15 protein-coding genes are annotated in these 18,282 nt (G+C 48.2%); 12 read left to right on the forward strand and 3 right to left on the reverse strand.

Annotated elements, in window-relative coordinates:
• The first annotated feature begins 1 nt into the window (after position 1).
• From J0A65_RS06525 to J0A65_RS06565, 9 genes are all read left to right on the forward strand, one after another.
• The gene (locus tag J0A65_RS06525) at positions 2-634 is read left to right on the forward strand and encodes an NADH:ubiquinone reductase (Na(+)-transporting) subunit D (RefSeq protein WP_206593334.1); all 633 of its coding nucleotides are present in this window, start codon (positions 2-4) and stop codon (positions 632-634) included.
• 3 nt (positions 635-637) lie between these two features.
• A complete protein-coding gene (gene nqrE, locus J0A65_RS06530) occupies positions 638-1,246 on the forward strand; it encodes an NADH:ubiquinone reductase (Na(+)-transporting) subunit E (RefSeq protein ID WP_102797494.1) in 609 nt (202 codons plus the stop codon).
• Between the two features lie 22 nt (positions 1,247-1,268).
• Positions 1,269-2,501 carry an NADH:ubiquinone reductase (Na(+)-transporting) subunit F gene (gene nqrF, locus J0A65_RS06535; RefSeq protein WP_206593335.1) on the forward strand — a complete coding sequence of 411 codons (1,233 nt, stop codon included), beginning with the start codon at positions 1,269-1,271 and terminating at the stop codon, positions 2,499-2,501.
• An 84-nt stretch (positions 2,502-2,585) separates the two neighbouring features.
• Positions 2,586-3,584, forward strand: coding sequence for an FAD:protein FMN transferase (locus tag J0A65_RS06540; RefSeq protein WP_206593336.1), 999 nt, complete (start codon positions 2,586-2,588; stop codon positions 3,582-3,584).
• A gap of 9 nt (positions 3,585-3,593) precedes the next feature.
• Complete coding sequence (gene nqrM / locus J0A65_RS06545; protein ID WP_188689220.1) at positions 3,594-3,827, forward strand: (Na+)-NQR maturation NqrM; 234 nt, start codon at positions 3,594-3,596, stop codon at positions 3,825-3,827.
• 128 nt (positions 3,828-3,955) lie between these two features.
• Positions 3,956-5,911, forward strand: coding sequence for an alpha/beta hydrolase family protein (locus J0A65_RS06550; RefSeq protein WP_206593337.1), 1,956 nt, complete (start codon positions 3,956-3,958; stop codon positions 5,909-5,911).
• Positions 5,912-6,058: 147 nt separating this feature from the next.
• The gene (gene dinB, locus J0A65_RS06555; protein ID WP_206593338.1) at positions 6,059-7,129 is read left to right on the forward strand and encodes a DNA polymerase IV; all 1,071 of its coding nucleotides are present in this window, start codon (positions 6,059-6,061) and stop codon (positions 7,127-7,129) included.
• Positions 7,130-7,205: 76 nt separating this feature from the next.
• Entirely contained in the window at positions 7,206-8,762 is a 1,557-nt protein-coding gene (locus J0A65_RS06560; RefSeq protein ID WP_206593339.1) for a M17 family metallopeptidase, read from the forward strand.
• Between the two features lie 81 nt (positions 8,763-8,843).
• Positions 8,844-9,086 (forward strand): DUF1653 domain-containing protein, encoded by a 243-nt coding sequence (locus J0A65_RS06565; protein ID WP_206593340.1) that lies wholly within the window; start codon positions 8,844-8,846, stop codon positions 9,084-9,086.
• A 59-nt stretch (positions 9,087-9,145) separates the two neighbouring features.
• On the opposite strand, the gene J0A65_RS06570 is transcribed toward J0A65_RS06565, so the two are convergent.
• Positions 9,146-12,196, reverse strand: coding sequence for a TonB-dependent receptor domain-containing protein (locus tag J0A65_RS06570; protein WP_206593341.1), 3,051 nt, complete (start codon positions 12,194-12,196; stop codon positions 9,146-9,148).
• 308 nt (positions 12,197-12,504) lie between these two features.
• Between J0A65_RS06570 and J0A65_RS06575 the strand changes: the two genes are divergently transcribed.
• Positions 12,505-13,620 carry a sensor histidine kinase gene (locus tag J0A65_RS06575; RefSeq protein WP_206593342.1) on the forward strand — a complete coding sequence of 372 codons (1,116 nt, stop codon included), beginning with the start codon at positions 12,505-12,507 and terminating at the stop codon, positions 13,618-13,620.
• Positions 13,598-14,353, forward strand: a complete 756-nt coding sequence (locus J0A65_RS06580; RefSeq protein WP_206593343.1) for a LytR/AlgR family response regulator transcription factor — start codon at positions 13,598-13,600, stop codon at positions 14,351-14,353. Before J0A65_RS06575 ends, J0A65_RS06580 begins: the two co-directional genes overlap by 23 nt.
• Positions 14,354-14,378: 25 nt before the next feature.
• On the opposite strand, the gene J0A65_RS06585 is transcribed toward J0A65_RS06580, so the two are convergent.
• The gene (locus J0A65_RS06585) at positions 14,379-16,034 is read right to left on the reverse strand and encodes an amidohydrolase (protein WP_206593344.1); all 1,656 of its coding nucleotides are present in this window, start codon (positions 16,032-16,034) and stop codon (positions 14,379-14,381) included.
• A gap of 95 nt (positions 16,035-16,129) precedes the next feature.
• Entirely contained in the window at positions 16,130-17,125 is a 996-nt protein-coding gene (locus J0A65_RS06590) for a serine/threonine dehydratase (protein WP_206593345.1), read from the reverse strand.
• 162 nt (positions 17,126-17,287) lie between these two features.
• On the opposite strand from J0A65_RS06590, the gene J0A65_RS06595 reads away from it, so the two are divergent.
• Entirely contained in the window at positions 17,288-18,184 is an 897-nt protein-coding gene (locus J0A65_RS06595; RefSeq protein ID WP_206593346.1) for an aldo/keto reductase, read from the forward strand.
• Positions 18,185-18,282: the final 98 nt, after the last annotated feature.

Here is an 18,282-nt window from a genome sequence, read left to right on the forward strand (position 1 = left end):
AATGGCAATGTCTAAAGAAACCAAAAAGGTATTGTTTGGTCCGATTCTGGACAACAACCCTATCGCATTGCAGGTTCTGGGTATTTGCTCGGCGCTGGCAATTACGACCAAGTTAGAAACTGCTTTGGTAATGGGCTTGGCCCTGACCTCGGTAACTGCGTTCTCCAACTTATTCATCTCTTTGATTCGTAACCAGATTCCGTCAAGTGTTCGAATCATCATCCAGATGACTATCATCGCTTCACTGGTAATTGTTGTTGACCAGATCCTCAAGGCATACTCCTATGAGATCTCTAAACAATTGTCGGTCTTTGTCGGGCTGATAATTACCAACTGTATTGTAATGGGTCGGGCTGAAGCTTATGCCATGAAGAATCCGCCTATGATGAGTTTCATGGATGGCATCGGAAATGGTTTAGGTTACTCCTTTATCCTTATTATTGTCGGTACCATTAAAGAATTGTTCGGTTTCGGAACTATTCTGGGCTTCGAGATTCTGCCACTGGTACAAAACGGTGGCTGGTATCAGGGCAATGGTCTGCTGATTCTGCCTTTCAGCTCCTTTATTTTGATTGGCGGGTTGATTTGGGTCATTCGTACCTATAAGCCGTCTCAAGTTGAGCCCAAGGAGTAACGCATGGAACATTATCTGAGTTTGTTTGTTCGTTCGATCTTTATCGAGAACATGGCCCTGTCTTTGTTCCTGGGCATGTGTACCTTCCTGGCCGTTTCCAAGAAAGTAAAAACAGCCATGGGTCTGGGAGTTGCGGTAGTGGTGGTACTGGGTATTTCTGTACCTGTTAACCAGGTTATCTACACCAGCATCCTGGCACCAGGTGCTCTGGCGTGGGCCGGTTTCCCTGATGCTGACCTGAGCTTCCTGAACTTCCTCACCTTTATCGGTGTTATCGCCGCATTGGTACAGATTCTGGAAATGGCACTGGATAAGTTTTTCCCTGCTTTGTACAACGCGTTGGGTATTTTCCTGCCGCTGATTACCGTTAACTGCGCCATTTTCGGTGGTGTAGCTTTTGCGGTACAGCGTGAGTACAACTTCACTGAGAGCATTGTTTACGGTGTAGGTAGCGGCATCGGTTGGGCTTTGGCTATAACCCTGCTGGCTGCGGTACGTGAAAAACTCAAGTATGCCGATATCCCAGATGGTCTGCGTGGCCTGGGCTCGGTGTTTATGATTGCTGGTTTGATGGCACTGGGCTTCCAGTCCTTCACCGGTATTTCTCTGTAACGCGCTGCACTTGGAGGTTCTAATGAATCAAATAGAAATTTATCTGGGTGTCGGCATGTTCATCGCTATCGTGCTGGCTTTGGTGTTCATTATCATGTTCGCCAAGTCTAAGCTGGTACCGGCCGGTGAAGTGACCATTCTGATCAACGACGACCCAAACAAAGCCATTAAGGCGCAGCCCGGCGACAAGCTCTTGGGTGCCCTGGCTAATGCTGGTATTTTCGTATCTTCTGCCTGTGGTGGTGGTGGCTCTTGTGGTCAGTGCCGTGTGCATATTCACGATGGTGGTGGCGAGATTCTGCCTACTGAATTGGATCACATCAGCAAGCGTGAAGCGCGCGAAGGTTGCCGTCTGTCCTGTCAGGTAGCCATCAAGCAGGATATGAAGATCGAGCTGGAAGAAGAAATCTTCGGTATCAAGAAGTGGGACTGTACTGTTATCTCTAACGATAACAAAGCAACCTTCATCAAAGAGCTGAAGTTGGCGATTCCTGCTGGTGAGAGCGTACCTTTCCGTGCCGGTGGTTATATTCAGATTGAAGCGCCACCTCATCACGTTAAGTACAAAGATTTCGATGTTCCTGAGAAATATCGTGGCGATTGGGAGCGCTTCGGCTTCTTCAACCTGGAATCTAAGGTTGATGATGAAACAATCCGTGCTTACTCCATGGCTAACTATCCGGAAGAGAAAGGCATTATCATGCTGAACGTACGGATTGCGACTCCGCCGCCAAATAACCTGAGCCTGCCTTGCGGTAAGATGTCCTCGTACATCTGGAGTCTGAAAGAAGGTGACAAGGTGACTATCTCTGGTCCCTTTGGTGAGTTCTTCGCTAAAGAGACCGAAGCCGAGATGGTATTTATCGGTGGTGGTGCAGGTATGGCCCCCATGCGCTCGCACATTTTCGACCAACTGCGTCGTTTGAATAGCAAGCGTAAGATTTCTTTCTGGTACGGTGCCCGTTCACTGCGCGAAATGTTCTATGTAGAAGATTTCGACACGCTGCAGGCCGAGAACGAAAACTTCAAATGGCATGTGGCCCTGTCTGATCCTCAACCAGAGGACAACTGGACAGGTTACACCGGTTTTATCCACCAGGTATTGTTGCAAAACTATCTGAAGGATCACCCGGCGCCGGAAGACTGTGAATTCTACATGTGTGGACCACCCATGATGAACGCAGCTGTTATCAACATGCTCAAAGATTTGGGCGTTGAAGACGAAAATATCCTGCTGGATGACTTCGGCGGCTAAAGTAAAGAAGGGGCATCGCGCCCCTTTTTTGTTTGTCTGCACAGATGCATGATCTATCCGATTTATTTATTTTCAGGAACCTCAATGAAACGACTCTTTAGTCTCGGCTTGTTGTGGCTGTTACTGGCGGCTTGTTCGCCCGCACCCACCGAAGTGGCGCTGGCCGGCAAGACCATGGGCACCACTTACCATATCAAGTTTGTTAACCATGCCAAGCTGGATGAACAGGCGCTGCAAAGTGAGATTGACGACGCCCTGGCCCTGGTCAATAAGCAAATGTCTACCTATGACCCTGATTCTGAATTATCCCGCTTTAACCAATGGCAAAGCCTGGAACCTTTTTCGCTCTCGCCGCAAACCCTTAAAGTGATGCGTGAGGCCAAACGCTTAGGTGAGATCAGTGGTGGCAAGTTGGATGTAACTGTTGGCCCCTTGGTGAATTTGTGGGGCTTTGGCCCTAAGGCGAGACCAGAGCATGTGCCGGCGCAACAGATAATTGATGACGCCAAGGCGCAGACAGGCTTGCACAAGTTGCTGCTGCAAGACCGTTCTGCATCCAAGACTCAGCCGGATTTGTATGTCGACCTATCTACTATTGCCAAGGGCTATGGCGTTGATGTGGTGGCCGACATCTTGGATGCGAAAGGACTCCATGATTATCTGGTGGAGATAGGTGGCGAAATGCGCCTGTCGGGCGTAAAAGCCAATAGCTCACCTTGGCGTGTCGCGATAGAGAAACCTCTGTCTTCGGAGCGTGCAGTGCAGCAGATTATCAGTGTAGGTAATAACGCAGTGGCCACTTCCGGTGATTACCGCAATTACTTTGAAGAAAACGGCATTCGCTATTCGCACCTTATTGACCCGACCACCGGTTATCCAATCCAACATAATTTGGTGTCAGTTACTGTTGTGCACCCGTCCAGTATGACAGCCGATGGTTTGGCTACAGCTATCAATATAATGGGAGCGGAAAAGGGTAAAGCCTTTGCCGAGGAACATAATTTAGCCGTTTTGTTGATCACTCGAGAAAAGGACGGATTTAAGGCGTATAATAGCGCGGAATTTGAGCCCTTTTTGCAGTAGGAACTTAACGTGAGTACCTTTTTTCTAGCCTTTGGATTTTTTCTTGTGGTAGTTGTGGCGATGTCTGTCGGCTATTTACTGCAGAGAAAAACCATTTCCGGCAGTTGCGGCGGCCTGGGTGCACTGGGTATTGAAAAAGCCTGTGATTGCCCTGAGCCCTGTGACAGGCGTAAAGCCAGAGAAGCCCGTGAGCAAGCCCGCCAGGAAAAGCTCAAGGAATGGCAGCGCAATCAAATATTGTGATTTCGAGATTTAAAAGGCCTGTTTAACCAGGCCTTTTTTTGTTTTAGCAGTAGATAAATACTGATAAATTGGAGGTTTCGGCGGTCTGCTCGCCCATACTGATAAGCAGAATAATTAAAAGGGACTTTATGCATTATTCACATCTATGCAGACGTATACTGCTACTGGTTTGCTTTCTACCTTTATGTATTGCGGCTGCGCCGTTTCTTACTCCCGCTGACTTTGCCGCTGACCATTCTTTTGTGGATACCGAACTTTCACCTAATGGCGAATTATTAGCTGTGACTATCGTTCATGAGGGTAAGCGTCAACTGGCAATTTTCCGAACCCAAGACAAGAAAATGGTGGGAGGGGCTAAGTTTCCTGGTCGTCAGGAAACAGGGCAAGCGTACTGGGTGAATAATGAGCGTCTGGTGATTAAGCTTCTTGAGAGTGAACCCTGGGATGAGCAACCGAAGTTTTATGGCCAGCTTTATGCCGTGGACTATAACGGTAAAAATGGTGAATTAATCTATGGGGTAGGCGCGGGGGAGAGCAAAGCCAGTAGGTTACGTAAAAAGGAAGACACCTTTGGCTGGGGGGATGTGATTAGCATCTTGCCGGGCGACCCTAAGCATATTCTTATCTCGTCAACTCCCATGTCTGATGGTGGTGAACGTCGAGCCACTATACACAAGCTAAATGTCTACGATGGCAAAATGAGTAGTGCCTTAACTCGCTCTCCAGTCTCTTATGCGCGTTTTATTACCGACGGCAATGGTAGCCTGAAGATTGCCTTCGGCCTGGATGCTGAGGGTGAAAGGCGAACCTTTCGCTACGAGAACGACCAGTGGAAGGAAATCAGCGCAGAGTTCGGGCCAGGTTTTTACCCACTTGCACTAAACGAGGCGGGTGACAAACTCTATTACCTTGATGATCCAAAAAAGGATCTGAAAGGGCTGTTTGAGCTGGATATGCTAAGCGGCGCTAAGCGGGAAATCTACACAGATGACCAGGTCGATATCACCTCTGTCACCTATAGCTCGGACGGCAATAGCATTTATGCACTTCGTGTTGACCCAGATTATCCTACTTATGTGATGCTCAATAGCAGCAATCCCGAAGCGGAACTTTATCGCCAGTTCTTACATAGTTTTCCTGGGTACAAAATTTCTATTACCAGCCGCAGTGATGATGGCCGCTGGTGGTTGTTGTATGCAAGTAATGATATTGATGCCGGTACTTACCACCTGTATGACAAAGAAATGCATGCTCTTCGGCCGATGTTTGCCAATTTGTCACATCTTAAAGCCGAGCACCTGTCGCAGTCCGAGCCTGTTAGTTTTGTTACTTCTGATAAGGTAACCATCTCTGGATATCTCACTTATCCACAATCTGACTCTAATGAGCAGAAAGTTCCGCTGGTTGTATTGGTGCACGGAGGACCACATGGTGTGCGGGACTATTGGTCTTTCGACCGGGAGGTACAGCTTTTGGCATCTCAGGGGTATGCCGTATTACGGGTGAATTTCCGCGGCTCCGATGGCTATGGGCGTGCATTTAGAGAAGCGGGCCATAGGCAATGGGGCGGCCTGATGATGCGGGATATTATCGAAGGAACTCGTTGGGCTGCTGGGCAAGAGCGGATTGATGCGAGCAAAATTTGCATAATGGGGGGCAGCTTCGGAGGTTACGCCGCTATGCAGGCAGCCATCGTTGAACCTGATTTATACCGCTGTGTGATAGGCACCGTAGGGGTTTATGATCTACCGCTGATGTTCGAAAAAGGAGATATTCCGGAGCGACTTTACGGTGAGAGCTATCTGTCCGACGTGTTAGGTAAGGATGAAGCGCAGTTACGCGCCTTTTCACCGGTATATAACGCCGACAAGCTTAAGGCGGCTATTATGATTGCTCACAATAAAAAAGACCGGCGTGTACCCATCGAGCATGCCGAACGATTACGTGATGCACTTGACCAAGCCGATAAGCCTTATGAATGGTTTATTAAAGATACCGAAGCACACGGGTTTTCTAATGCGGCTAATCGCGCAGATTATTATCAGGCTGTCAGCCAGTACTTAAGCAAGCACCTGGGCGGATAATCTTTCGTTACCGCAGATTGTATTGGGCCTGACCTCTTCGTGACGGCCCTAATACCCGTTCAATGGCTCCTGACTATTGATTGAAAGCGATTGACAAGCTCGGTTAAATTGTCAAACTGATACTGTTTATATTTACAGTATTTTGAGATGCGTAAAATCATTCACATTGATATGGACTGTTTTTTCGCTGCGGTGGAAATGCGTGATGACCCAGCGTTGCGTCATGTGCCGCTGGCCATAGGGGGCAGTGCTGACCGGCGAGGCGTGATTTCTACCTGCAACTATCAGGCGCGCAAGTTTGGTGTGCGCTCTGCGATGGCTACGGCGCTTGCATTCAAGCTATGCCCGGATTTGGTGTTGCGCCGCGGTCGAATGGATGTCTATGTGCAGGTTTCCAGGCAGATCCGTGAAATATTCGCTCGCTACACCCCACACATTGAACCTTTATCACTGGACGAGGCGTATCTGGATGTTAGTGATTCCATGTTGTTTGGCGGCAGCGCCACGCTCATTGCCGAGGATATACGCCGTTGTATCCTGGCCGAAACCGGCTTGACAGCCTCTGCTGGCGTGGCGCCTTGTAAGTTTGTGGCCAAAATTGCCAGTGATGTGAATAAGCCAGACGGTTTATGTGTTGTCCCACCTGCTCAATTAGATGAGTTTGTTCAAAAGTTGGAGCTGAAGAAAATTCCAGGGGTAGGCAAAGTGACCTGGGATAAGTTGCAGAGCATGGGGCTGAAAACCTGTGCCGATGTGCGCCAGTACCCCTTCGACAAATTGCTTAAGCAGTTCGGCAAGTTTGGCCCTGTATTGTGGCAGCGTGCTCACGGGTTGGATGAGCGAAACGTACATCATGACAGGCAGCGTAAGTCTGTTGGTGTGGAAGTCACCTTGCCGCAGGATATACAGGACTTCAATCAATGTTGGCGGGTGATCGAGGAGTTGTTTCCGCGGTTGCGTAAACGTCTTGGTCAGTGCCAGCCTGATATGATCATCCAAAATCAGGGTATCAAATTGAAATTTGCTGATTTTCAGCAGACAACTGTCGAACTTAAGCATGGGCGCTTAGAACAGGATTTTTTTCGTGCCTTGTTGTCTGAAGCATTGAATCGTCAGGCTGGCCGGGGCATTCGTCTGGTTGGATTACATGTGGCCCTGCCAACTGAAGCTGACAGTTTACAACTGGAGCTACCCTTATCCTCTGTTGAGTGTCATTAAACAGACAGGCAAAATAGCTGGCCATATTCAATGCATCAGCCCTGCATAATGGGTGGTGTAAACAATGAGGCTAGTTATGGCATTTCCCCAAGCAAAAGTTGAACATGATCTTCTTTGTGCAATTTCCCCTGACAGCACCTGGGATGCTGTGATTGTTCTTGCATCAGATGTAAACAGCATTGATAACCCTAAGCTTGTGCAGCAGATCATGCAGCATCAAAAAGTAGACGCCAGAATTGGCCGTGAAACCGTATTAATGGTGAGCCCTGATGTAGCGGGCGGGCGCTTGGTGTTTGCTCCAGTTGGCAGTCTGCAGCGTGATATGGATGATGTAAGACGTATTGCGGATGCGGCCAAACAAGCGGTGTTGATGGCCCGCGAAGCCGGTGCGATGAACCCGCTGTTGGTGCTGGGGGCGTTGCCGGACAGCTCGGCTTTTGTTCACGCATTGGAAGTTGCCTATCTGGCTGCCTGCCAAGCCTTATGGCAGCCGTTGGAAGCCAGAGAAGCCCTGAATGAAAGTGAGATTGAGCCGATTAAGACTATTGGTCTTTACAGCGCAAGCCCAGTAGATTGTGACTGGTTGATGGCGGTGGAAGCCGGGCGTCGTCTGGCTCGTGATCTTTGTGGTACTGAACCTGAGCGCATGTCGCCGCCACAATTTGCTGAATACTGTCAGTTGGCTTTTGCCGATAGCGCTGTAAAAGTTGCAGTGATTAGCGATGATGCGATCTTGCGTCGTGATTATCCACTTTTACATGCAGTAGCCAGAGCGTCGACCCATGTTGAGCGTCACCAACCCCGCGTTATTCGCCTTGAATACACCGGCCAGGGAGCTATTGAAAACACGCTGCTATTGGCAGGTAAAGGCATTACCTTTGATACCGGTGGGGCGGATTTGAAAACCGACGGCCATATGGCTGGCATGAGCCGCGACAAGGGCGGTGCGGCGGCGGTTGCAGGCTTTATGCTGAGCTTGGCCAAGTATCAACCCAAGGGTGTGAAAGCCATCGCCGAAATTGGCGCAGTGCGCAACAGCATTGGCTCCGATGCCTTTGTGGCAGATGAGATTATTCCTAGTCATGCTGGCGTTCGAGTGCGAATTGGTAACACAGATGCGGAAGGGCGCTTAGTGTTGGCGGATTTATTGTCGCATCTGCGGGAAGATGCTTTGCACGCGGTGTCACCCAGTTTGTTCTCGGTTGCGACCCTGACGGGACATGCTGCCCGCGCTTACGGCCCTTATACCGCGTATGTGGAAAATGGCGCCGCACGTCAGGCGGATTGTGGTAACAAGTTGTGCGAACTGGGTGATCTATGGGGTGATCCCGGTGAGACGTCACGTTTGCGTCGCGAGGATTATGATTTTGTTCGTCCGCGCAGCAAAGCTGATGACATTCTTTCCTCGAATAACGGCCCGTCAGCCGTTACCGCGCGAGGTCATCAATTCCCGGCTGCGTTTTTATGTATAGCGTCAGGCTTGGATAAGCACGAACTCAGTAGTGAATTACCCTTACCCTATACGCACGTGGATATCGCCGGTAGTGGCGTAGAAGGTGGCGACTGGCAGCACAGCAAGCCTTCTGCCGCACCAGTGACTGCACTGGCTGCTCGTTACATGCCCAAGGGCTGAGTATTTGTTTTGCCATTGCAGGTTAGCTCTGCAATGGCACTCTGCGCTAAGTAGCATTTTATATGGCAATTCGGAGGAATTATGGGGTTGCAACCCGGCCTTTACAGGCATTACAAAGGTAAGGATTACGAAGTTATTGGCGTTGCCCGTCACTCAGAAGATGAGTCACTACTAGTGGTCTATCGGCCCTTGTATGGTGAAAGAGAACTTTGGGTGAGGCCTCTGGACATGTTTATTGAAAATGTTGAGGTAGAAGGATGTTCAGTCCCGCGTTTTAAGCTCATCAGCGTTTCCACTAATGAAAGCAGCTCAACAGCACTTTGAGTCATTCCCCAATTACGACCAATTAAAAAAAGGGAAGCTAAGCCTCCCTTTTTTTGAGTTTAGAACTTAAGATTGGCTGAAAGCGTTATCCTTCTGCCTATTACGTCATAAAGTGATGGATCAGTACCTGACTGAACATTAGGAGCATAGAGTTCTGGCTCCTTATCGAACAGATTATTCACCCCTAAGCGTAAAGAGTGGTTTTCAGACATGTTATAGGTAACTGATGTATCCCAATACATAGTGGTGCCTGTTCCGCTGGGGCGCGTTTCTCCCGGCATTTCAACGGCAAGACGGTTTTGCATTCCATCTATAAAACGGCCTTTTAAGGCAATATCGAAATCACCAAATGTCACCAGAGTGTTAAGGTTGGCTTTCCATTCGGGGAATGACTGTCCCAATCCAGCGCCAAAGTAAGCAACGGTATCCGCGTAATCAATGGAAGGTAAGAAGTCCAATTCTTGTGTTTCATACTCAAGCAAATAGTTCACATACAAATCCATTTTAATGTAAGCACCGCCAAGCACGTCAGTATCAAACCTCATACCAGCCTGAAAATCCAAACCTGAGGTTTTGATAAAGCCTGAGTTGATACCCGGAATATTGCCGTCACTGGTGTTGGGGTCGGCGAGGAAGAAAATATCACCGCCGCCCCGAACTATGTATTGGCAAGATGCATAGTCAGCACTCAAATTTGAGTTATTACCATAGTAATTGTAGCAATCTGCGATGATCAGATTAACGTTCGGGTTTATGATGGCGTCTTTAACGTCAATGCTATAGTAGTCTAGGGAAAGAGCGAGACCGTTGTCAAAGGTCTGAACCAGACCCAAAGTAAAGGTGTCAGCAGTTTCTGGTCTAAGATCAACGTTGCCTGACGTATTGATGGAAGCTTGTGTTCCTGGCGTTTGTACATAGGTATCCGGTGAGCCCACACCCGTCGCTGAACAGAGTGCAGCACCAGCAGCGCCATTTTGATCACGGAATGTCGTACCCTGTGAACATGGGTCAAAGTACTGTGGAGCACTGCCGCCACCATCAAACAATTCTGTGAAGTTGGGGGCTCTCACCGCGCGTTGATAAGATGCACGTACGCGAGGTAGGCCATCACCAATATTCCAACTCAGCTCTGCTTTGAATGCATTGTTGCGGTCTTCATCTCCCTCTATCTCTTTAGCTATATCGGTAAACTTAGATTTAGACGTCCGATAACCTAAGTTAAGGTCTACAGATTCAGCAAAGCTGGCGTCATCAACTAATGGTATAAAGGCTTCCAAGAAAACATCGTTGAATTCGTTTTCTCCAGCTGCCGGATTCTGCGTGTTGAAGCCAGAAATCGGTCCGCTTAATGAGCCCGGATCTAACTCGTAGTCGAATTTGCGACTCTCAACACCCACCACCACACTCATGTAACCCGCGGGTAATTCGACCAAATCACCAGTTACGTACCCCTGTATGATGCGTTGATTAAACTCCCTGGCCAACGTGGCATCTACCGTAATATAGCTCACGCATTGGTCAGATACTGATAGACGACCAAAAGGATTGTAGCCACCCTCACATATGCTGTTTCCACCATCTGCTGCTTCCAGTAGATTCTGAATCCGCTGGGTATCCAGGTTGCCTGTCTGGGTTTGCTTGATGTTGGTTTTGCCCTGCATGGCATAAACTTCATAGCTCCAAGAATCACTGAGTTCTCCACGCAGCCCCATCATGTATTGAACAACCGTATTGTCTCGCTGAGAACCGCGTAATCCACCCCATAAAGAGCGCTGTCTCATCAAGAAGGGTTCGTCAGCCCCACTGCCAACCAAAGACGGGTTATCGCCGCTCCGAGAGTTCAAAATAGTTCTGAAATCATCTGGAATGAAGGGATTCGTAACCGGAATGATCAGTTGATTTGCTACCGTACTGCCATTCTCTACTAATGCTGATGTCGCCCTAGTTGGGACTGTGCCGTCTAAACCCTGAATTTGCACTGTCGGGAAAGGGGTCGGTGCCAATGCTGTTTCTGACTGATAGTTAGTCCATGATGCACTGGCGAAAATTTCAGCACTATCGCTAATGGCATAATCAAATTTTGTCGAAAATGTCTTTCTTTCCAATGGCAGGACGAGAATGTTTACAGCGTCGAAATTATAACTGTAAACGTCAGGGAACAGTGGCCCATTTACCGATAAATCAACGGGATAACGCCAGTTTTGTACATCCAAAGGACTATTGAATACACCCGCTGAGAACATTGTCCCATCGTCATTAAAACCCATGATACTGCCGTTTGCTGGTACAGCCCCGGCTGCCACACCATAACCTGCAAAAACAGCATCTACTGCAGCTTGGGTTGGGTGGTTTCCTGCACTGAAGTAGCGTCCTTCAGGAAAGAAACTGGTGGTAGAAGTCGCATTAGCTGAAAACGCTCGTTGCGACTTTATCAGGCCTTCACGCTTAGAATAATCGAAGGCAATAACGGCATTACCCTTGTCGTCTTCAAAATTAGCGCCCAGTACGCCTGTGAAGCTATATTCTTCCGCGTCCCGCTCTTCTATATGGTTAGAGTGGTTTAGCCGAAAATCAAATCCCTCAAAGTCGTCTTTCAGCTTAAGGTTAACTGCGCCTGACACAGCGTCTGCACCGTACGCTGCACCAGCACCACCAGTTATCACTTCAATGCTCTCTATTAATGCGGCCGGAATAGTATTTAAGTCTACTGTCATATCAGACGCCGATACCATTACGCGACGACCATCTACTAATACCAAGTTTCGGTTTGAGCCCAATCCACGTAGGTTAATATTGGATTGACCGCCGTTCCCTGGGTTGTTGGATGTGGTTGTACCAGCAGGATTCACCTGCGGTAAGGTATTTAAATAAGTGTCAAGAGTGATGTCAGACCGACTGTTCAGTTCCGCAGAATCAATTGTCAGCATTGGACTGTTAGATATTAAGTCGGGATTACGAATTCGCGAACCAGTAATAGCAATTTTCTCTACTGCGGCTTCTTCTTTTGCAGTTTCTTGTGCCATGGCTGGTATAGAGATTAGTGCAGCGGAGTTACAACTTAACGCCAGAGTTGTCGCTACTGCTACAGATATTCTATTTCTGTTAAACATGTGCATCTCCTGTTGAGGTATTATTTTTTACATTGATAACATGAAGTTATCAGATTTACGCTAGAGCTAGATTTGCATATTCGGTAGATGCAATACGTGAAAGGTTTGAATTGAGTGTCTACTTGTATGAATTGTGTGATTATCGGTTTTTACTCATATTTTTAGTTTTGTTTTCTTTCATAATTACCTTCGTTTTAATCTATTCTTCTCTTTTAATAGGGATACGGTAGTGATGTGCTGCTTAAGACGTTTCTTTTTTGCTTACTAATAAAATGAAAAATAGAAGATTGATAAAAAGTGGGAAATCCATGTTTGCGCATTATTTACGCCTACTCCCTGGATGGCGTTTTTTTATCTCGGGCTTGATGTTTTGGTTACTAATGAATTCATTTTCGGCAGACCTCAGCTATAGGGGGATGCGAGACGCAGGTAAAGATGTTGCCTGGTTGGATGTATGGATTTACTACCTTCCCTGGTGGTTACCTTGGGCTGTGATTTCTCCATTTGTTATTGCTGCAACTCGTTTCATTTCGCTAGAACAGCATCGTTGGTTGCGTACCCCCGGCAAACTACTTGTACTGACTCTTATGACTTTTTTGGTCTTTTTGTTGTTGGCTGTGCCTTTAGTTGCACAACTCGAAATGCAGGGACTGGATGGTGAAAGCCTGTCTGAAGCGATGAATTTAATGCTTAAACGGGGAGCATGGCATTTAGACTTTATTGTCTTCACTGCGGTCGTATGTATCGGCTACTTCCTACAATATTACGAGAAGTCTCGCTCAGAAGAAGCCCGAAACGAGAGCCTTTTGAGGCAACTAATGCAGTTAGAGTTGGATTCGCTGAAGTCACAATTGAATCCTCATTTTTTGTTTAATACTTTGAATACTATTGCCAGCCTAGTTCGGCTCGATGAAAAGAGAAAAGCAGTGACGGCAATTAGTGAATTGAGTTTGATGTTGCGCAAGGTTTTGGAGAATCAAAAAGCGCAAACTCTTCCGCTGTCGGAAGAAATTGATTTCATCCAAAGCTACTTAACTATCCAGAAAATGCGTTTTGAAGAAAAATTGGATGTTTGTCTGGATATTGAACCTCAGTGTTTAAGTTTTCCTATTCCATTTATGTTATTGCAACCTATAGTGGAAAATGCAATCGCACATGGGTCTCAGCTTGATTCAGATAAAAATCGGCTTGAGTTGCGTATTAGTCAGAAAAATGGATACTTAAATATTTGTATGATTAATAGGATGCCTGAACATGATGAACACCATGGGCTTGGAATTGGTCTTCGCAATACAAGAGAAAGGCTGGAAAAATTATATGGTAAGGATTTTTTGCTCGAACTGAAGGAACTTGATAACCGGTATTTTGAAACCTTGCTGAGGGTGCCAAGAGGAGTATTGCATGTTAAAAGTGATGGTTGTTGATGATGAATATTTGGCCCGACAATCAATCAGGACACTGGTGGCTCAAGATTGCGATGTAGATGAGATACTCGAAGCATCTGATGGAATGCAAGCGTTGGCCATGTTTGAAAGCAAGCAGCCGGACATCTTGTTTCTTGATATTCAAATGCCAGGATTAAATGGAATTCAATTGGCAGAAAAGCTGGCACATCGATGTGTGGTGATTTTCGTCACAGCTTACAATCAATATGCAATCGCTGCCTTTGAACTGAATGTTATAGATTATCTGTTGAAGCCTTTTGACGATGAACGCTTTTTTCATTCTTTGCAACGCGCTAAAGAAAGACTCAGAGAGAATAGCTTTGGTGATGCTCAACAAGTTCAACGGCTATTTAAACATATGTTGGCGGAACCCTATCGCGACTTTAAGAGCAGGCTTATTGTCAAAGATCCTGGTCGTATCCGGCTGTTGGATGTGGAAGATATCCTTTTTATCGTTGGTGCTGGGAATTACGCCGAGGTGCATTTAAAGGACGGTAAGTCGATCTTGCATAGAGAAACAATGGGGACGCTGGAAAAACAGTTGGATCCCGAGGTGTTTGTCAGGATCCACCGATCTTCCATTGTCAGAAAGAGCAACATATGTGAGCTGAAGTCCACAGACAAGGGAGACTATAAGGTCATTCTTAAATGTGGTCATGAGCTGACATTGTCGCGGCGCAACAAGCACAAGCTCGAATCATTGCTCGAATAGTTGAACCGCGTGTTGTGGGCGCTTTTTACTCTGCGCGCTGAAACTGCTGCTGTCCTGCAATCCAAGTCTGTAGTACTTGGGTTTGCCATATCTCTGTATTCGGGACTTCGAAGATATTCCTGTCAATCAGGATGAAGTCTGCCCACTTACCCGACTCCAGATTACCTAAAACCTTTTCCTGATGGGCTGCATAGGCGGCGTCCAGAGTGAAGGCGCGTAATGCCTGTTCAACACTCAGGCGTTCAGCGGGGATCCAGCCACCGGGCGGTTTTCCCTCGTGATCCTGGCGGGTAACCGCCGCATGCAAACCATGAAATGCATTGGCTAGCTCCACCGGAAAATCCGAGCCTGCGGCCAAAACCGTGCCTTGCTTCAAGAACGTTTGCCACGCATAAGCACCTTTTAGTCTTTCTTTCCCGATGCGGTCTTCTGCCATATTCATATCGCTTGTCGCATGCACCGGCTGCATTGATGCAATGATATTCAGGTCCTTAAAGCGCGGTATATCTTCAAGGCTGACAACTTGGGCATGTTCAATGCGGTTGCGAAAAGATTGCCCTCCTACCTTGTCGTAGGCTTGGGCGAAGTTATCCAGTACCAAACGGTTACCCCGATCGCCAATGGCATGCACATTCAGTTGAAAACCCTTACCTAACACCAACTCAAACAGGGCTGGTAGGTCTTCTTCCGAGGTCAGTAGTAAGCCATGATTGTGAGTGTCATCAGAATAGGCCTCCAGCATGGCTGCACCTCGGCTACCTAAGGCGCCGTCAGCAAAGGCTTTCACGCTGCGTACCCATAGCATGTCTTCTGTATCCTGAAATGGCCCGGCTTCCAGCATTTCCTTGAGCTTGGGGTCGGCAGCGGAAAGCATACCGTAGATGCGTACTTGCAATTGACCATCCTTGGCTTGTTGCTGATAGAAATCGTAGGTTTTCTGGTCGACACCGGCGTCATGCATACTGGTGATGCCCAAACTGAGCAGGTGCTCTATAGCGGCCTTTAAGGATGCCTGCATCATAGCTGCATCGGATTTTGGCAGGTGTTCTGCTACCAGCCACATGGCGTTATCTATTAACACGCCAGTGGGATTTCCTTTGTCATCACGAATGATCTGTCCGCCAGGCGGATCCAGTGTGTCTTTGCCGATACCCGCAAGTTGCAGTGCCTTGCTGTTAACCCACGCGGCGTGCCCGTCAACACGCTCAAGCCAGACTGGTTTGTCGGGAATAAATTCGTCCAGCTGACTGGCAGTGGGAAAGGCTTTGCCCGGCCACAGCACCTGATTCCAGCCGCGTCCAACAATCCAGTTTAGACTGGGGTTGCTGGCTTGATAGCTTTTGACTTTGGCAACGGCGGCTTTCTCACTTGGCAGGCCTCGCAGGTCAACTTGCATTAGATTTTCACCCAGCCCCAGAAGATGGCCATGAGCATCGGTCAAACCGGGTAACAGAGTCTGCCCCTGTCCGTCGACCACTGTTGCATTGGGGTAGCGTTTCAAGAGTTCAGCGTTGCCGTTTGCCAGAACTTTGCCTTGCTCAAACACCAAGGTATCAAACTGCTGTAAACCCCCATCAGGGATTATGTGATAGCCCTTTACATTGGTAATGGCGGTGGGGTTCGCCAGCACCTGAGGGCTAAGAATCAGCAGGGCACTGTAAATAAGTGAACGTATTGTCATGGGGACATCCTGTTGTGGGCCAGTTAACTGGTGTTTTTTTATTCTTTTTAGCATGAAGCCATGGCGCGGCCAATGACCGCGCTGGGGCTTTTCGGTCAGTCGACCAAAATGGGCGGCTGATTCAGATAGTCGGTCTGCCAGATTTGTTGCATGCGGGTCTGATCGATATTACCGCCGGATAAAATGACCAAAGCCGTGCTGGGTTTCTCTTGTTCCTGCAACCAGCTGACGACCGCTGCCATCACCATGGCACTGGTGGGTTCTACATGGATTTTTAGTAAGTGCTGCAACCACTGTGTCCAATAGGCTATCTGCGCTTCTTCGACTTCGTAGAAATCATCCAACTGCTGTAAAAACGGAAAGGTCAGGTCGCCCACCGCTGGGGTGGCAGCGCCGTCTGCTAGTGTGTCAGCAGGCCCCGGCAAGGCAACTATCCTACCTTCACGTAGTGAGTTTGCTGCATCGTTTGCAACCAGTGGTTCGGCGCCTATTACCTGAGCTGTTGGGCAAAGCCCGCGGCTGGCCAGTAAGGTGCCGGCCATGAGTCCACCACCGCCAACGGGCGCGAAAACCCCGTCTACCTGTTTAAGATCTTGCAGTGCTTCAAGCGCAGCAGTACCTTGCCCGGCAATGATTTGGGGGTGATTAAAGGGGGGGATCCACATAGTACCTGGTTGCTGAGCGGCAGTAGCAACAGCGGCATCAGCCTCATTGCGGGTATCGAACTGTGCCAGCTGTGCACCATAATACAGAGTCGCTGCCGCTTTTACTCTGGATACGGTTTTGGTGGTATAGATAGTGGCAGGGATATTGAACAAACTGGCTGCGTAAGCGACGGCCTGAGCGTGATTGCCTGAGCTGTTGGCGACAATATGTTGAGGCAACGCGCCATTTTCTTCCAGCCAGGCAAGGACATTGATGGCGCCCCTGAGCTTAAATGCCCCGATACGCTGCAACGCTTCGACTTTAAAATAAACTTTATGTCCCAGCCAACTGTCCAGCAGGCTGGAATTGAGGAGCGGGGTGCGGTGCACATGTGAAGAAATCCGCTGTGCTGCTAAGAGCACATCATCAAAGGTTGGTAGCTGCATGAGTTCTCCTTGGAAACCTAAGCTGGCAATGTAGCACGCTTATTCAGCACTGTAGAGTTGCTCCAGGAATTTAACCTGGGGCCTGGGAGAAAGGATAATTAGTGACCGCCAGGTCTTTGGTTTTGATACCATGCGGCAAAAATCTAAAGTCAGAGGTTGAAGATGCAACGAGTGAATTTAATTCCAGGGCAATTGAGTTTTTCCCGAATGGTGCAAGGGTACTGGCGCCTGACAGATTGGAATATGCAAGCCCAGGATGTTGTCCGTTTTGTTGAACAGGGCCTGGAGTTAGGCATCACCACTACAGATCATGCCGATGTTTATGGTGCTTTCAGCGAAGAAGGGATGTTTGGTCAGGCGCTGAAATTGGCGCCAGGGCTTAGGGACAAGATAGAAATAGTCTCTAAGTGCGGCATTTTGTTTCCTTGTGAGAGACTGCCGGATGTGAATGTGGTGCATTACAACAATGAAACCGACTACATAGTATCCGCGGCTGAGCGTTCTTTGCGGGAGCTACATACAGACTATCTGGATGTCTTGCTGATTCATCGCCCTGATCCTTTAATGGATGCCGATGCCGTCGCTGAAGCCTTTAGCCGTTTGCAGCAGGCGGGCAAGGTAAAGCATTTTGGCGTATCTAATTTTTCTGCTGCCAAGTTTGCCTTACTGCAGTCTCGTCTGGATTTTCCGCTGGTAACCAATCAATTAGAAATCAGTGCCGTACATAGTGATTATTTGTTCGACGGTAATCTGGATTATTTGCAACAGCATCGGGTTGTACCTATGGCTTGGTCATGCCTGGGTGGTGGCGGGGTATTCCATGATTTTCAGTACAAAGCCCTGCGAGATTGTGCGGCAAGCATCGGTGAACAGCATAATGCCAGTTTGGATCAGGTGCTGATGGCGTTTGTGCTGGCATTGCCCTGTCAGGCTCTGCCGATAATAGGTAGTGGTAATATTGAGCGCGTGCGTCAACAAGCGGCCGCTGTGGATATTCAGTTGACCCGCCAACAATGGTTTAGTCTGCTGGAGGCGGCGCGGGGCTATACCGTGCCTTAATTGCCGGTCTTCACTGTGAAAAATAACCGCCAGCAGCTTCACACTTCTGTCATCTAAGCGGCTTACACTGCGGCCCTTCATGCGTTGCTAGCGAACAG

The organism is Bowmanella yangjiangensis, from assembly GCF_017255015.1.
Lineage (GTDB): Bacteria > Pseudomonadota > Gammaproteobacteria > Enterobacterales > Alteromonadaceae > Bowmanella > Bowmanella yangjiangensis.

What these genes read in the sequence shown, in the direction of transcription:
- J0A65_RS06540 (WP_206593336.1), top strand. Translation starts at nt 2,586, where the DNA reads ATGAAACGACTCTTTAGTCTCGGCTTGTTGTGGCTGTTACTGGCGGCT.
- J0A65_RS06570 (WP_206593341.1), bottom strand. Translation starts at nt 12,196, where the DNA reads ATGTTTAACAGAAATAGAATATCTGTAGCAGTAGCGACAACTCTGGCG.
- J0A65_RS06550 (WP_206593337.1), top strand. Translation starts at nt 3,956, where the DNA reads ATGCATTATTCACATCTATGCAGACGTATACTGCTACTGGTTTGCTTT.
- nqrF (WP_206593335.1), top strand. Translation starts at nt 1,269, where the DNA reads ATGAATCAAATAGAAATTTATCTGGGTGTCGGCATGTTCATCGCTATC.
- J0A65_RS06575 (WP_206593342.1), top strand. Translation starts at nt 12,505, where the DNA reads ATGTTTGCGCATTATTTACGCCTACTCCCTGGATGGCGTTTTTTTATC.
- J0A65_RS06585 (WP_206593344.1), bottom strand. Translation starts at nt 16,034, where the DNA reads ATGACAATACGTTCACTTATTTACAGTGCCCTGCTGATTCTTAGCCCT.
- J0A65_RS06565 (WP_206593340.1), top strand. Translation starts at nt 8,844, where the DNA reads ATGGGGTTGCAACCCGGCCTTTACAGGCATTACAAAGGTAAGGATTAC.
- nqrE (WP_102797494.1), top strand. Translation starts at nt 638, where the DNA reads ATGGAACATTATCTGAGTTTGTTTGTTCGTTCGATCTTTATCGAGAAC.
- dinB (WP_206593338.1), top strand. Translation starts at nt 6,059, where the DNA reads ATGCGTAAAATCATTCACATTGATATGGACTGTTTTTTCGCTGCGGTG.
- J0A65_RS06595 (WP_206593346.1), top strand. Translation starts at nt 17,288, where the DNA reads ATGCAACGAGTGAATTTAATTCCAGGGCAATTGAGTTTTTCCCGAATG.
- J0A65_RS06590 (WP_206593345.1), bottom strand. Translation starts at nt 17,125, where the DNA reads ATGCAGCTACCAACCTTTGATGATGTGCTCTTAGCAGCACAGCGGATT.
- J0A65_RS06525 (WP_206593334.1), top strand. Translation starts at nt 2, where the DNA reads ATGGCAATGTCTAAAGAAACCAAAAAGGTATTGTTTGGTCCGATTCTG.
- J0A65_RS06560 (WP_206593339.1), top strand. Translation starts at nt 7,206, where the DNA reads ATGGCATTTCCCCAAGCAAAAGTTGAACATGATCTTCTTTGTGCAATT.
- J0A65_RS06580 (WP_206593343.1), top strand. Translation starts at nt 13,598, where the DNA reads ATGTTAAAAGTGATGGTTGTTGATGATGAATATTTGGCCCGACAATCA.